We start from the raw sequence: 13986 nt of genomic DNA, 5'->3' as shown, positions 1-13986 counted from the left end.
TGCGCCTCGATCCAGGGCGTCGCCTGCCTCCCGCGTGGAGGCGCCCGTGAGCGCCGGCGCGGCCCGGGCGCGCGGCGCGCGGGAGCTCGCGGACGAGCCTGCTCGCCGCCGCATCCGCGAGGACCTCCGGACGACGCTCGTCGTCGAGGCCGCCGCGGGCACCGGCAAGACGACGGCGCTCGTGTCGCGCATCGTCGCCGTGCTGCGGAGGGCGCCCGAGGAGGGCGGCGGGACGCTCGATCGCATCGTCGCGGTGACCTTCACGGAGAAGGCGGCGGGCGAGATGAAGCTGCGCCTCCGGGCCGAGATCGAGCGGGCGCGCGGCGACGCGAGGTCCGGCCCGGCGGAGCGCGAGCGGCTCGACGAGGCGCTCGCGCACCTGGAGGCGGCGCGCATCGGGACGATCCACTCGTTCTGCGGCGACCTCCTGCGCGAGTGGCCGGTCGAGGCGCGCGTCGACCCGCTCTTCCAGGTCGCCGCCGCGGACCAGGCCGAGGCGCTCTTCGACCAGGCCTTCGACGCCTGGTTCCAGCGCACCCTGAACGACCCGCCCGAGGGCGTGCGCCGCATCCTGCGCCGCCGCCCGCGCGACGGCGCGCACGGCCCGCGCGACCTGCTCCGGGGCGCGGCGTTCAAGCTGGCCGAGCACCGCGACTTCACGCGCCCCTGGCGCCGCGATCCGTTCGATCGCGAGCGCGCCATCGACGAGCTGCTCGATCGACTCGCCGCGCTCGCGGATCTCGGCGCCGAGGCGGACCGGGAGGGCGACTACCTCGCGCAGAGCCTCCGCACCCTGGACCGGTACCTCGCGGAGCTCCGCCGCCGCGAGGAGGTGACGGGCGGGCGCGATCACGACGGGCTCGAGGCCGAGCTCGGCGACGTCGCGCGCTGGAAGGAGTGGCGCTGGAAGGGCTCAGGCAAGGCGTTCGGCGCGGATCTCTCGCGCGCCGAGGTGCTGGCGCAGCGCGACCGCGCGAAGGCCGAGCTCGACGCCGTGCTCACGGCCGCGAGCGCCGACCTCGCGGCGTGCCTCTCGCGCGAGCTCCGGCCGCCGATCGAGGCGTACGACGCGCTCAAGGCGCGCGCCGGCAAGCTCGACTTCCTCGACCTGCTCCTCTGCGCCAGGAACCTCCTCCGCTCGAGCCGCGGCGTCCGCGAGGAGCTGAACCTCCGCTTCTCGCACCTCTTCGTCGACGAGTTCCAGGACACCGACCCGCTGCAGGCGGAGATCCTGCTCCTGCTCGCGGCCGACGACCCGGCCGAGACCGACTGGACGCGGGCGCGCCCGGTGCCCGGCAAGCTCTTCGTCGTCGGCGATCCGAAGCAGTCGATCTACCGCTTCCGCCGCGCCGAGGTCGCCCTCTACGAGGCGACGAAGGCGCGGCTCGTCGCGTGCGGCGCGAGCGTGCTGTACCTGTCGACGAGCTTCCGCAGCGCCCCGTCGATCCAGGAGGCCGTCAACGCGGCGTTCGCGCCGCTGATGCAGGGGGGCGAGGGCGAGGGCGCGGCGAGCCAGGCGCGGTACGTCGCGCTGGAGCGGTTCCGGGAGGATCCGGTGGAGCAGCCGACGGTGATCGCGCTCCCGGTGCCGCGGCCTTACGGCGACTACGGGAAGATCTCGGATTACCGGGTGCGGCAGTCGATCCCCGACGCGGTGGGCGCCTTCGTCCACCACCTCATCCATGCGGGCCGGGGCGCGGCCCCGGGCGAGCGGCGCTGGACCGTGACCGAGCGCGAGCGCCCGGGCCAGCGGGTGCCGCTCGAGGCGCGGCACATCTGCCTGCTGTTCAAGCGGTTCCAGACGTTCGGCGAGGACGCGACGCGCGCGTACGTGCGGGCGCTCGAGGCGCGGCGGATCCCGCACGTGCTCGTGGGCGGGCGGTCGTTCCACGATCGCGAGGAGGTGATGGCGGTGCGGAGCGCGCTGCTCGCGATCGAGTGGCCGGACGACGAGCTCAGCGTGTACGCGACGCTGCGCGGGCCGCTGTTCGCGCTGACGGACGACGTGCTGCTCCTGTACCGCGACCGGTTCCAGCGGTTGCACCCGCTGTTCCAGCCGGACGAGGGGGCGCTCGATGTCGCGGTGGAGGGCGGGGCGCGGCCGCTGCGGGAGGTCGCGGAGGCGCTCGCGGTGCTCGGGCGGCTGCACCGCGAGCGCAACCGGCGGCCGATCGCGGACACGATCGGCGGGCTGCTCGACGAGACGCGGGCGCACGCGGGCATCGCGATCTGGCCGACGGGGGAGCAGGCGCTCGCGAACGTGCTGCGGGTGATGGACCTCGGGCGGCGGTTCGAGGCGGGCGGGGCGACGTCGTTCCGGGCGTTCGTGGAGCGGCTCGAGGCGGACGCCGAGCGGGGCGAGGTGGCGGAGGCGCCGGTCGTCGAGGAGGGGACGGAGGGGGTGCGGATCATGACGGTGCACCGGGCCAAGGGGCTCGAGTTCCCGGTGGTGATCCTGGCGGATCCGGCGTCGCCGGCGGTGCATCAGAACCCGTCGCGGCACGTGGATCCGGCGCTCGGCCTGTGGGCGGAGCCGATCGCGGGCTGCGTGCCCGCGGAGCTGGTCGAGCGCCGCGACGAGGTGCTGCGCCGCGATCGCGAGGAGGCGGTGCGGCTCGCGTACGTGGCGGCGACGCGGGCGCGGGAGCTGCTCGTGGTGCCCGCGGTGGGCGACGCGCGCCCTGGCGACGGCTCGAGCGACGGCTGGCTCGACGTGCTGCACCCGGTGCTCTACCCGCCGCCGCGCGAGCGGCGGAGCGCGCGGCCGGCGCCCGGCTGCCCGCCGTTCGGGACCGACACGGTGCTGGAGCGCCCGGCGCGCTGCGAGGCCGACGAGCGGGACGCGGTGGCGCCCGGGGAGCACGCGCCGATGGCGGGGTCGCACCGGGTGGTGTGGTGGGATCCGGGCACGCTCGAGCTGGATCGCGAGCCGGAGGCGGGGCTCCGGCAGCAGCGGATCCTGCAGGCGGACGCGAGCGGGGCCGTGGTGGCGGGCGCCGGGATGGCGGGCGCCGGGGGGGCGGGCGCCGGGGGGGCGGTGGACGCCGGGATGGCGGGCGCCGGGGTGACGGTGGACGCCGGGCTGGCGCGCGCCGGGGGGGCGGGAGAGCTCGGGCAGCGCGGGCACGAGGTGTGGCAGGAGGCGCGGCAGCGCGCGATCCGGGACGGCTCGGTGGCCGCCGTCCGCGTGAAGACCGCGACGGAGATCAGCCACGAGGCGGCGGCCGCAGCCGCGGCGGAGGCGGCGGCAGCGGAGGCGGCGAGGGCGTCCGGAGCGACAGAGACGCCCGCGCAGCGGAGCGGCGGGGCGGCGGAGCGGGGGAAGCGGGCGGACGCGTTGCCGGTGATCTCGTTCGAGCAGACGGCGATCGCGCGTGAGGGCCGGCCTTACGGCAAGCGGTTCGGGACGCTGGTGCATGCGGTGCTGGCCGAGGTGGACCTGCGTGCGGGCGAGGACGCGGTGCGGGTGGTGGCCACGGCGCAGGCGCGGCTGCTCGGGGCGCCGGCCGAGGAGGTCGACGCGGCGGTCGCAGCGGCCATGGCGGCGCTCGAGCACCCGCTGCTCCGGCGCGCGGCCGAGAGCGCGGCGCGCGGCGCGTGCGAGCGGGAGACGCCGCTGCTCCTGCGGCTCGAGGACGGGACGATCGCCGAGGGTGTCGTCGACCTCTCGTTCCGGGAGAGCGTCGGCGACGTGGGGATCTGGACCGTGGTCGATTTCAAGACCGGCTCGGACGCCGGCACCGCGCACGCGGCGCAGGAGGCGCAGGTGCGGCTCTACGTGCAGGCGATCGCCGAGGCGACGGGCGAGAGGGCGAGAGGGGTGGTGCTCCGGGTGTGAGGGCGCCGGAGGGCGTGGCGGGAAAGCCCATGAGTGGCACGTCGCCGGAAGCCCCCCGGGTGGTACGATGGGTGGCATGGGTTCGAGAGCGACAGCGGAGATCCTCCGACCTGAGCCGATGACGCTGGAGCAGTGGGCCGAGCTGGATGAGGACCATCCGGGTGAGCTCCTCGACGGTCGTCTCGTGGAGGAAGAGGTGCCGACGACGCTGCACGAAGCGGTGGTTAGCTGGCTGATCGAGGTGCTCCGCGCCTGGGCTCGACCGCGGGGCGGCTGGGTGTTTGGCTCGGAGTACAAGCTCGGCGTGTCGGCGCGACGCGGGCGCAAGGCCGACGTGTGCATGTACGCCCCGGGCGCGCCCCTTCGCGGCCGCGACGTGCTCTCCCGGATCCCTCCGACCGTGGTGGTCGAGGTGCTCTCGCGGCGACCGCGCGACGTGCGGCGCGATCGGATGGAGAAGGCCATCGAGTACGCCCGCTTCGGGGTGCGCTGGTACTGGCTCGTGGATCCCGACGCGCAGCTCTTCGAGCTCTGCGAGCTCGGCCCCGATGGGTCTTACGTGCAGCGGCTGCCCGCCTCGGAAGGAAAGGTGCGCGTCCCGGGGCTGGACGGGCTCGAGCTCGATCTGGATGCGCTGTGGGCCGAGGTGGAGCCGCTCCTGGATGACGAGCCGGAGCGGGACGAGAGCGGCGACAGGTGAGCCGGGGGCGTCAGGCCGGCGCGGACGCGGGCTGCGGGCCGCGGGTCCGGCCGCCGAGCCCCGGACCTGGAGAGCTCGCGTGGAAGAGTTGATGAGCGAGTGAAGACTCCCGGGCGTCCTTGCGCACCGCCGACCCGGCGCAGCTCAGCGACGGCGAGGCGCCGTAAGATCTCCGCGGCCGTCCGTGTTCCATGCCCATGAACGCGCCTGCCCTGCTCCTCTGCCCCCTGCTGCTCCTCGCCATAGGCTGCGCCGCCAGCGAGCCAGATCCCGTGGGTCCCCCTCGCCCGGGGTCCGACAACCCCTGCGCGCCGGGTGGCACCCCGCGGCCGCCTCGCGACAACATCGTGGCCACGACGGTCACGCCGGACGGGCAGGTCATCGACTGGATCCCGATCGCCTCCCAGACGCCCGACGGCAAGATCGCCTCCCCTCCCCCTCCGACGGCGAGCCCGACCGGCGCCGCGGCGGCGCGCTCCCCGGCCGCGACCGAGGCCCAGCCCGGTTCGCGAGGGCCGGCCGGCACGGTGCCGGTGCTGCGCCCTCGCCAACCGCAGTGCGATTGCCTGCCCGGCTACGTCCAGCAAGCCGATGGCTCGTGCGCGGAGCTCGCCTCTCACTGCTCGGGGGAGGGGGCGATGGCGTCCAGCAAATCGTTCACCACCTGCTGCCCGGACCTCACGCGCATTCCAGCGATGGAGCGCATCGATGGCCAGTGCGTGCCCACGGCGCCCGACGCCCACCGCTGCGCGAGGTGCGGCGACGGCAGCTGCGGCGCGGGCGAGAACGACTGCAACTGTCCGAGCGACTGCCACGCAGCCAGTCCGGGCCCCGACGGCGCGCGCGACTGACGTATCGACCGACGGTTCGAGCGCGCGCCTCCGACCTCGACGGAGCCTCCGCGACCGCGACGGAAGCTCCGCGAGGCGCCATATCTCCCCTCGACAACCTCGTCGATCTCCACTACCAGCATCGTGTCGACCTCGGGTGTCATGGGAGAGCCGCGCCTGTCCTCTTCGGAGCTCGACGCCATCGAGCGGTTCTACGACGCCGTCCCTCGCCGGCGCGCTGACGCTGAGAACCACGGGCCGCTGACCCTCTTCGTTCGCCGCGGCGACGGCTGGCCGTACTACGCCCGCCCGACCTTCGGTCACCCCGGCCCCGTGTCGGCCGAGGACGTGGCCGCGGTGCGCGCCCGCCAGCGGGAGCTCTCGGTCCCGGAGGCGTTCGAGTGGGTGCTCGAGATCACCCCCGGGCTCGACGCCGCCGCCGAGGCGACCGGCCTGCCCGTCCGGCGCTGCCCGCTGCTCGTGCTCTCCGGTGAGCCCGTCCAGGTGGCTTTGCCCGCGGACATCTCCCTTGCGCTCGTCACGCCGCGAGACCCGGATCTCGCCGCCGTGCAGGCCGTCGCGCACGTCGCCTTCGGCGCGCTGAGCACCGCGGCGGGCCCCGCGGGGCCGGCCGAGCGGGACGCCACCGCGGCCGCGCTCCCGGCCGGGCACACGGCCGCGTGGCACGCATCGCTGGTCGAGGGGACGATGGTGCACGCGGCCGCCCGGGGCCGACACGGCGCGCTCGCCGGTCCGCTCTGCGCCGGCAGCTACCAGCACGCGGAGGGCGTCGCCGAGATCGTCGGCGTGGGCACGCTGCCGGCGGCCCGGCGGCGAGGCCTCGCCGCCGCGGTCACCGCGGCCCTGGCCCGCCACGCCCTCGACGCCGGGGCTCGCACGGTGTTCCTGTCCGCGCAGAACGACGATGTCGCGCGCGTCTACGAGCGGGTCGGGTTCCGGCGCATCGCCACCGCGTGCATCGCCGATCCGGCCGAGCACGAGTAGAGCGGGGGACGATCGGCGCAAGGTAGTGCTCAAAATTGAACATGAAGGCGGGAAGGCGGGAAGGCGGGAAGAAAAGATCAATGATCTTCCCGCCTTCCCGCCTTCATGTGAACTCTCTCCGGCCAGATTTGAGCACTACCCGGCGCAACGCGCACGCGGCGACGTCAGTCAGCCAGCCGCGGTGTGGTAGTCCGGCCCCTCTTCCCCGCGCAGGATCTCGGTCTGAAGGACCGACGCGTCCCGCAGGTGCGCCACCGCCTCGAGCTCGCCATCCCGGCGATACGCCGAGAAGGCTTGTTCGTCCGGGAAGGTGACGATGTGAATCTCTTTCAGGCTGATCCCAGCGCTGTCGGGCGCGGTCACCACGGTCCGCTCGATCGCGCCCCCATGGCGGGCCATCACGGCCGCAGCCTTCCTCTCGTAAGCACGAAACGCGTCGAGCGCCTCGCACCGCACCGTGAGGATCACGACCAGCGTCATCGGAGTGCCCCCCTGCTCTTCAGGCCACGCCGCTGCATGAGCACAAAAAAAGAGCGCCCATTCGACGGTGGGGGGGGGAAACCGTCACGGGCGCTCTGCTGTACGGACTTAGCAGGATGCGGGCCAGGGGGTGTTCCCTCAAATCCCGCGCGTTTTTCCCGACGGGACCTGCGTACGCCTTTCGTTCCTGAAATTGGCAGTGCAATCCTGAGCTATCCGACCTGGCGAGAGTGCCCTCGGGCTGGCGGGCGCGGTCGGTTGACGACCGGCGGGCGAGGTAGGAACGAGGGCAGCAGGACGCCGCCTCGCGCGCCTCGCGCGAGACCCGGTATCCAGAGCACCTGTTCTCCCCCACCCTGCATGTGCACGGCGGCCACGCGCCGGGAGCGGCCAGCCTCGATCACGCCTCCATGCGCAGGGAGCGCAGAGGGCTCAGCGGCTCGTACCGACGCACCAGAGGTGGTATCACCAGGCGTCCCCGGGCGGCGCGCCGCCGTACCTGCTGCCGGTGCCCGAGCTCGCCGACTGAGGCCAGCAGCTCGACCGCCGCGTGCGTCGTTGACATCGCCGCCAGGCTTGCTCCAATGCGGGCGCTCGCTCCGCGCTTGTCTGAACGAGGAGGCATTCGATGCGGCACTTTCTGACCACCATGGACTATACCCGCGCCGAGATCGAGGGCCTCCTCGAGCGCGCGCAGCGCTTCAAGCGGCACCCGATCGAGCCGCGCCTCAAGGATCGCACCATCGCGCTCGTCTTCTTCAACCCCTCGCTGCGGACGCGCACCTCCTTCGACGTCGGCATCCGGCAGCTCGGCGGCCACGCTGTCGTGCTGGAGCCTGGCCGGGGCGCCTGGCCGATCGAGTTCGAGGACGGCGCGGTGATGGACGGCGAGCCGGAGGAGCACGTCCAGGAGGCCGCTCGCGTGCTCTCGCGCTACGCCGACCTCATCGGCGTGCGCGCGTTCCCCAAGTTCCAGCGCTGGGAGGAGGATCGCCAGGACAAGGTGCTCCAGGCGTTCGCCCGCCACGCGACCGTGCCGGTCGTGAACCTCGAGACGATCACCCACCCCTGCCAGGAGCTCGCGCTCGCGCTCACCATGAAGGAGCGGCTCGGCCGCCTCGACGGCAAGAAGCTCCTCCTCACCTGGACGTACCACCCGCGCCCGCTCAACACCGCGGTCGCCAACTCCGCCGTCCTCATCGCCTCCAAGCTCGGCATGGACGTCACGCTGCTCTGCCCCAGCGAGGAGTACCACCTCGACGAGCGCTACCTCGACGCCGCCAGGAAGAGCGCGGCCGACAACGGGCGGAAGCTCTCGATCACCTACGACATCGAGTCCGCCTACCGCGGCGCCCACGTCGTGTACGCGAAGAGCTGGGGCGCGATTCCCTACTTCGGGCGCTGGGAGCAGGAGAAGCCCATCCGCGACAAGCACAAGCACTTCATCGTCGATGAGCAGAAGATGGCGCTCACCGGGGGCGGGCTCTTCTCCCATTGCCTGCCGGTCCGGCGGAACGTCAAGGTCACGGACGCGGTGATCGACTCGCCCGCTTCCATGGTCATCGATGAGGCCGAGAATCGTCTGCACGTCCAGAAGGCCGTGATGGACATGCTGGCCAACGGGTGGTGACCGCGATGGGCTCGACGCAAGATGTCATCGTCCGCTTGCTCAGGAACCTCGGCAGCCGCAAGGAGGTCGAGCAGTACCTGAAGCAGTACGCGGCCGTCGATCAGCAGAAGTTCGCCGTCATCAAGGTGGGCGGCGCCATCCTCGACGAGGACCTCGAGGCGCTCGCGACCTCGCTCGTGTTCCTCAACCAGGTCGGCCTGTATCCCATCGTCATCCACGGCGCCGGGCCGCAGCTCGACCGGGCGCTCGCCGAGGCGGGCATCCCGACCGAGCGCGTGAACGGGCTGCGCGTCACGACGCCGCGTATCCTGGAGGTCGCCCGCCGCGTCTTCCTCCGCGAGAACCTGCGGCTCGTCGAGGCGCTCGAGGAGATGGGGACGCGCACGCGGCCGATCACGGCGGGCGTCTTCGAGGCGTCGCTGATGGACGAGGGGCGCCTCGGGCTGGTCGGCAAGGTGGAGCGCGTCCATGTCGACGCGGTGAGGTCGAGCCTGCGCGCGGGGCACCTGCCGATCCTCGCCTGCCTCGGCGAGACCTCGGGCGGGCAGATCGTCAACATCAACGCGGACGTGGCCGCGCGCGAGCTCGCGCTCGCGACGCAGCCGTTCAAGATGATCTTCCTCACGAGCACGGGCGGGCTGCTCGACGAGCACGGGCGCATCATCTCGGCCATCAACCTCGAGGAGGACTACGCCGGCCTCGTCGCGCAGCCCTGGTTGAACGGCGGCATGCGGCTCAAGCTGCAGGAGATCAAGCTCCTGCTCGACGGGCTGCCGGCGACCTCGTCGGTCTCGATCACAGCGCCGGATCACCTGGCGAAGGAGCTCTTCACGCACACGGGCTCTGGCACGCTGGTCCGCCGCGGCGAGCGGATCCTGCGGCACGACACGCTCGACGGCATCGACCGCGGCCGGCTGCGCGACCTGCTCGAGGCGTGCTTCCAGAGGAAGCTCGACGAGCACTACTTCGACAAGAAGACGTTCTACCGCATCTACCTGTCCGACTCGTACCGCGCGACGGCGATCTTGACGCTCGACGCGAACGGGAAGGCGCCCTCGACCCCGTACCTCGACAAGTTCGCGGTGACCAACGAGGCGCAGGGCGTGGGGATCGGCGGCTCGCTCTGGACGCGGATGAAGAGCGAGAACCCGCAGCTGTTCTGGCGCGCGCGGAACGGCAACGAGATCAACCCCTGGTATTTCCAGCAGGCCGAGGGCAGCTACCGCAACGAGAACTGGACGGTGTTCTGGTACGGGCTATCGAGCTTCGACGACATCCGGGCCTGCATCGATCACGCGCTGTCCTTGCCGGCGACCCTGCGCCAGCACGGCACGGCCGAGCTCTGACGGCGCGGCGTCGTCGCCTGGCGCGGCCCGGTCGTCGGGCTGCGTCGGGTCGCGTCGCGCGGGGGCGGTTCGCCTGCGGCTCATGCGCAGGACGGCTCCCCTGCGCTCGGGCTCAGGACGGCTCGCCTGCGCCGCCGGCGCCCTCGTCGGCGAGAGGGTCGAGCTCCGCGTCGGCCGCTCCGTCCGGCAGGGGTGACGCCGGCGGCGGCGGGGCGCTCGTTCTCTTGTCGGCGCCGCGCGCCTTCGCCGACCGCCGCGACGAGCGCTTCGCCTTCGCGGACGCGCCCGGCTCCTCCGGGGGGCGCGGCTTCTTGAGGGCCCGGGGCGGCAGGAGCTCCGAGTCGACGGCGACCTTCTTCGCCATGAAGATCGCGGCGTCGAGCCGGTAGAAGCTGCGCTTTCGATAGAACCTGAGGGCCCCGTCGTTGTTCTCGGCGACCTCCAGCACGAGGTGGGTGCAGCCGTGGATGCGGGCGAGGTGCTCGAGCTGCTCGAGCATGAAGGCGCCGACGCCGCGTCCCTGGTAATCGGGGTGGACGGCGAGCTCCTCGACGAAGAGCGGGCGCATGTCGTGCTTCGTGAAGTACCGCTCGTTCATCCAGTTGTCGGTCCCGGTGATCTCGAACGCGCACTCGGCGTAACCGACGATCTCCTGTCCATCGCCCTGGCGGATCTCGAACAGGAGCTGCTCGACGCCTTCTTCCTCGTAGACCTCCAGGAACCGCTTCTTCGAGCGTGGCCGCTGGTATTCGACCGTCTCGCGGTTCACGTCCCGGAACACCTTCTTGAGGAACTCCCAGACGCGGTTGAGGTCGCGCCGGTGGATGCGGCGGACATGGATGAGGCTCTCTTCCTGGACGTCGGGGGAGCTCGACGAGGCCTTGCTCATTGTCGCCAGCAGTCTACAGGACGGAGCCGGGAAGGGCACATCGCGACGAGCGCCAGGTTTCGCGACCGGCGCCACGCCGCGGCGGCGCACATCTGTCCGGCATCACGCCACGGCGCCGCACATCTGCCCGGCATGACGCCATGCACAGCGCGCATCTGCTCGGCATGACGCCATGCACAACGTACATCTGCTAGGCACGATGCCATGCACGGCGTGCATCTGCCCGGCATCACGCCGCGGGGGTCATTCGTATCAGGCCGAGACGGATGTAAGGCCCGAAGCGGCATCACGCCCCGGGAAGCTCAGGTGGATCGCGGGGTGGTGGGGCCCCACCGAGCTTGCTCGGTGGGGCGGCGGCGGCGCGTGCTGCCCCCGCCGTGAGACGAACGTGAGGACTACACCCCAGCCTGCGGCCCGACCTGCTGGAGGCGCGCGTTGATCACGTCCCAGTTCAGGCCGGAGAGCACGTTCGCCACGTAGTCCGCCTTCTTGGTCTGGTAATCCGCGAAGTACGCGTGCTCCCAGGCGTCGATGGCGACCATGATATGCGTGTTCGCGAACAGACCTACGTCGTGCTCGGTCCGGATGAGGTTATTGAAAAGCTTCTTCTCCTGATAGTCGTACACGAGCACCGTCCAGCCGTGGGCGCTCAGGAGGGCTGCCTTCGCGTCGGCGAGCCAGTTATCGAAGCTGCCGAACGACGCATCGATGAGCTTCTTCGACTGGGCGCTCGGCTGCGTCGAGCCGTTGCCGATGTTCTCGAAGTACAGCTCGTGCAGCACCGTGCCGTTGAAGGCGACAGGCTCGCGACGCTTGAGCTCGCTGTACGCGTTGTACGAGTAGTTCGGCGCGCTGCGGTCAGCCTTGCCGAGCTGCTCCCAGATCTCGTTGAGCTTCTTCACGTAGCCCTGGTACAGCGTGAAATGCGCCTTGAGCTGCAGGTCACTCAAGCCCTTGGCGTTGCCGCCGAGGAGGTGGTCGAAGTTCTTGGGTTCGCGGGCCATCGGTGCCTCCTAACGAGTGCCGCGAGCAGCGCGTGCCGCGGGGTTAGATGGCCGCTCTACCGCTGCTGCTGTCCGGTAGCAACCCTGGCGTGCGAGAGGACACACCGCAGTTTCGGGGCGTCAGCGGACCTGACCTCCATGAGGGAAACCCGTACGCCGGCGCAAGCCGCGCCGCTCGTGACCGTGTCCTTCCGTACGTGATCTCGCGCTGGACCCGATCCGACCTGGCGCGCGCCCGCGCCGCCCGCGCCACACGGTGCGCTGGGCCCCTCCGGAACGGGCGAGCACCTGCGCCAGCCGGCGCGCAGCGCCCCTCCCTCCCGCCGACCCGATCGCCCGGCGGGCGCCTGAACACCTCGCGAAACGTTGAACGTCGCGCCCGTTTCGGTCGATACTTCCGCGGCTTGCTGTTCCTTCGCTAGGGAGGCGACCTCGTTCCATGCCGGCTCGTACACAGGGGACCCATCCGACGGCCGCGCTCGCGGCGGCGCTGTGCCTGCTCGGCGCAGCGGCTCGCGCCGAGGCGCAGGAACCCGCGAGGCCGGAGGGCTTCGCGCTCGACAGGTTCCAGCCTGCGCCCGCCGGTGACAGGATGTTCGGAGTCCAATCCGCTTACACCGCGGGGGACGCCTCGCCGCACATCATGATCCTCGGCGATTACGCCCAGGATCCGCTGGTGTTGCGGAGAGAGTCGGGGAACGCGGATATCGGCGACGGCAAGGTCGTCGGCAGCCAGCTCCTGCTCCACCTGAACGCCTCGCTCTCGCTCTGGGAGCGCCTCACGGTGAACGTCGATCTGCCGCTCGCGCTCCAGTCCGGCGACGGCGGGGCCGCCTCCGGCGCCGTCCTCCCGCAGCCGGCCAGCAGCGCGCTCGGGGATCTCCGGCTCGGCGCGCGCGCGACGCTCTACGGCGACTACTTCGATCCGTTCCAGATCGCCCTCGCCGGCCACGTGTGGCTGCCGACCGGCGACCCCGAGGCGTACTCCGGCGACGGCAGCGTGCGCGGCGGGCCCGAGCTCGTCTTCGGCGGCCACCTGGATCGCGCGGTGTGGTCGCTCTCCGCAGGGCCGGAGTTCCGGTCGACCAGGCAGTTCGCCAACGTCGAGCAAGGGATGATGGTGCACTGGGGCGCCGGCGTCGGGCTGCTCCTCGACGACGAGCGGCGGCTGCAGATCGGGCCGGAGATCACCGGCGCCATCACGGTCTCCGACCTCCAGCAGCGCACCACCAACCTGGAGGCCCTGCTCGGCGGGCGCTACCGCTTCGCCGACGACTTCGAGGCCGGGCTCGGCGTGGGCCCCGGCCTCACCGCCGGCGTCGGCACGCCGTCGTTCCGCGCCGTCGCCCTGATCGCCTACTCGCCCGAGGTGAAGCCGCCGGTGAAGGACCGGGACGGCGACGGCATCCTCGACCCGGTCGACGCGTGCCCGGACGTCGCGGGCGTCGGCAGCGCGGACCGCGCGAAGAACGGCTGCCCGCCGCCCAGGGACCGCGACAAGGACGGCGTCATCGACGACGTCGACGCGTGCCCCGACGTGGCCGGCGTCGCCTCCCCGGACCCGAAGAAGAACGGCTGCCCGCCGCCCGGGGACCGCGACAAGGACGGCGTCCTCGACGACGTCGACGCGTGCCCGGACGAGGCCGGCCCGACCAGCGACGACCCGAAGAAGAACGGCTGCCCGCCGCCGCCCGATCGCGACAGCGACAAGATCCCCGACCCCTCGGACGCGTGCCCGGAGATCCCCGGCATCGCCACGACCGACCCGGCCACGAACGGCTGCCCGGGCGACACCGACGGCGACGGCATCCGCGACGACAAGGACGCCTGCCCGAACGAGAAGGGCAAGGCCGACGAGGACCCGAAGCAGAACGGGTGCCCGGTCGCGGTCCGGGTGACCGAGACCGAGATCGTCATCCTCCAGCAGGTGCAGTTCGACACCGGCAAGGCGACGATCCGGGCGGTGAGCAACGAGCTGCTCGACGAGGTCGCCGGCGTGCTCAAGGACCACCCGGAGATCCTCAAGATCGAGGTCCAGGGCCACACCGACGACCGCGGCACGCGCCAGTTCAACACGAAGCTGAGCCAGTCCCGCGCGGAGTCGGTGCTGCGGGCGCTCGTCGAGCGCGGCATCGCGGTCGAGCGCATGCAGGCGAAGGGCTACGGCCCTGACGTCCCGATCGCGGAGAACAAGACCGAGGCGGGGCGCCAGAAGAACCGGCGCGTCCAGTTCAACATCGTCGAGAAGACAAAGAAGCAGTGAT

At 72.0% G+C, this 13986-nt stretch carries 10 protein-coding genes; 7 read left to right on the top strand and 3 right to left on the bottom strand.

Annotated elements, in window-relative coordinates; all coding sequences use genetic code 11:
- Positions 1 to 46: 46 nt before the first annotated feature.
- From WME85_RS00460 to WME85_RS00445, 4 genes are all read left to right on the top strand, one after another.
- Positions 47 to 3838: a UvrD-helicase domain-containing protein gene (locus tag WME85_RS00460; protein ID WP_437834134.1), complete on the top strand. Its 3792-nt coding sequence runs from the start codon at positions 47 to 49 to the stop codon at positions 3836 to 3838.
- Positions 3839 to 3914: 76 nt separating this feature from the next.
- Positions 3915 to 4538 (top strand): Uma2 family endonuclease, encoded by a 624-nt coding sequence (locus WME85_RS00455; RefSeq protein ID WP_437834132.1) that lies wholly within the window; start codon positions 3915 to 3917, stop codon positions 4536 to 4538.
- A 197-nt stretch (positions 4539 to 4735) separates the two neighbouring features.
- Positions 4736 to 5389 carry a hypothetical protein gene (locus WME85_RS00450; RefSeq protein WP_437834130.1) on the top strand — a complete coding sequence of 218 codons (654 nt, stop codon included), beginning with the start codon at positions 4736 to 4738 and terminating at the stop codon, positions 5387 to 5389.
- Between the two features lie 123 nt (positions 5390 to 5512).
- Entirely contained in the window at positions 5513 to 6373 is an 861-nt protein-coding gene (locus WME85_RS00445) for a GNAT family N-acetyltransferase (RefSeq protein ID WP_437834128.1), read from the top strand.
- Positions 6374 to 6541: 168 nt separating this feature from the next.
- Here WME85_RS00445 and WME85_RS00440 read toward each other — a convergent pair whose 3' ends face one another.
- Positions 6542 to 6853 carry a hypothetical protein gene (locus WME85_RS00440; RefSeq protein WP_437834126.1) on the bottom strand — a complete coding sequence of 104 codons (312 nt, stop codon included), beginning with the start codon at positions 6851 to 6853 and terminating at the stop codon, positions 6542 to 6544.
- A gap of 628 nt (positions 6854 to 7481) precedes the next feature.
- Here WME85_RS00440 and WME85_RS00435 point away from each other — a divergent pair.
- Together WME85_RS00435 and WME85_RS00430 are read left to right on the top strand one after the other, a co-directional pair.
- Positions 7482 to 8483, top strand: a complete 1002-nt coding sequence (locus tag WME85_RS00435; protein WP_437834124.1) for an N-acetylornithine carbamoyltransferase — start codon at positions 7482 to 7484, stop codon at positions 8481 to 8483.
- A 5-nt stretch (positions 8484 to 8488) separates the two neighbouring features.
- On the top strand, positions 8489 to 9829 hold the full coding sequence (locus WME85_RS00430) for an acetylglutamate kinase (RefSeq protein ID WP_437306991.1): 1341 nt from the start codon (positions 8489 to 8491) through the stop codon (positions 9827 to 9829).
- A 112-nt stretch (positions 9830 to 9941) separates the two neighbouring features.
- Here WME85_RS00430 and WME85_RS00425 read toward each other — a convergent pair whose 3' ends face one another.
- Together WME85_RS00425 and WME85_RS00420 are read right to left on the bottom strand one after the other, a co-directional pair.
- The gene (locus WME85_RS00425) at positions 9942 to 10718 is read right to left on the bottom strand and encodes a GNAT family N-acetyltransferase (protein ID WP_437834122.1); all 777 of its coding nucleotides are present in this window, start codon (positions 10716 to 10718) and stop codon (positions 9942 to 9944) included.
- Between the two features lie 395 nt (positions 10719 to 11113).
- Positions 11114 to 11722, bottom strand: a complete 609-nt coding sequence (locus WME85_RS00420; RefSeq protein ID WP_437306989.1) for a superoxide dismutase — start codon at positions 11720 to 11722, stop codon at positions 11114 to 11116.
- A 439-nt stretch (positions 11723 to 12161) separates the two neighbouring features.
- Here WME85_RS00420 and WME85_RS00415 point away from each other — a divergent pair, with 439 nt between their 5' ends.
- Positions 12162 to 13985, top strand: a complete 1824-nt coding sequence (locus WME85_RS00415) for an OmpA family protein (RefSeq protein ID WP_437834121.1) — start codon at positions 12162 to 12164, stop codon at positions 13983 to 13985.
- The last annotated feature ends 1 nt before the right edge of the window (position 13986 follow it).

The sequence above is a fragment of the Sorangium sp. So ce1153 genome (assembly GCF_051521595.1).
Classification (GTDB): domain Bacteria; phylum Myxococcota_A; class Polyangia; order Polyangiales; family Polyangiaceae; genus Sorangium.
The sequence above is the reverse complement of the archived record's forward strand: the minus strand, read 5'-3'. Positions and strand labels throughout refer to the sequence as shown.

Coding starts and splice junctions, on each gene's coding strand:
- WME85_RS00455 (WP_437834132.1), top strand. CDS start 3,915: ATGGGTTCGAGAGCGACAGCGGAGATCCTCCGACCTGAGCCGATGACG.
- WME85_RS00450 (WP_437834130.1), top strand. CDS start 4,736: ATGAACGCGCCTGCCCTGCTCCTCTGCCCCCTGCTGCTCCTCGCCATA.
- WME85_RS00425 (WP_437834122.1), bottom strand. CDS start 10,718: ATGAGCAAGGCCTCGTCGAGCTCCCCCGACGTCCAGGAAGAGAGCCTC.
- WME85_RS00415 (WP_437834121.1), top strand. CDS start 12,162: ATGCCGGCTCGTACACAGGGGACCCATCCGACGGCCGCGCTCGCGGCG.
- WME85_RS00430 (WP_437306991.1), top strand. CDS start 8,489: ATGGGCTCGACGCAAGATGTCATCGTCCGCTTGCTCAGGAACCTCGGC.
- WME85_RS00440 (WP_437834126.1), bottom strand. CDS start 6,853: ATGACGCTGGTCGTGATCCTCACGGTGCGGTGCGAGGCGCTCGACGCG.
- WME85_RS00420 (WP_437306989.1), bottom strand. CDS start 11,722: ATGGCCCGCGAACCCAAGAACTTCGACCACCTCCTCGGCGGCAACGCC.
- WME85_RS00435 (WP_437834124.1), top strand. CDS start 7,482: ATGCGGCACTTTCTGACCACCATGGACTATACCCGCGCCGAGATCGAG.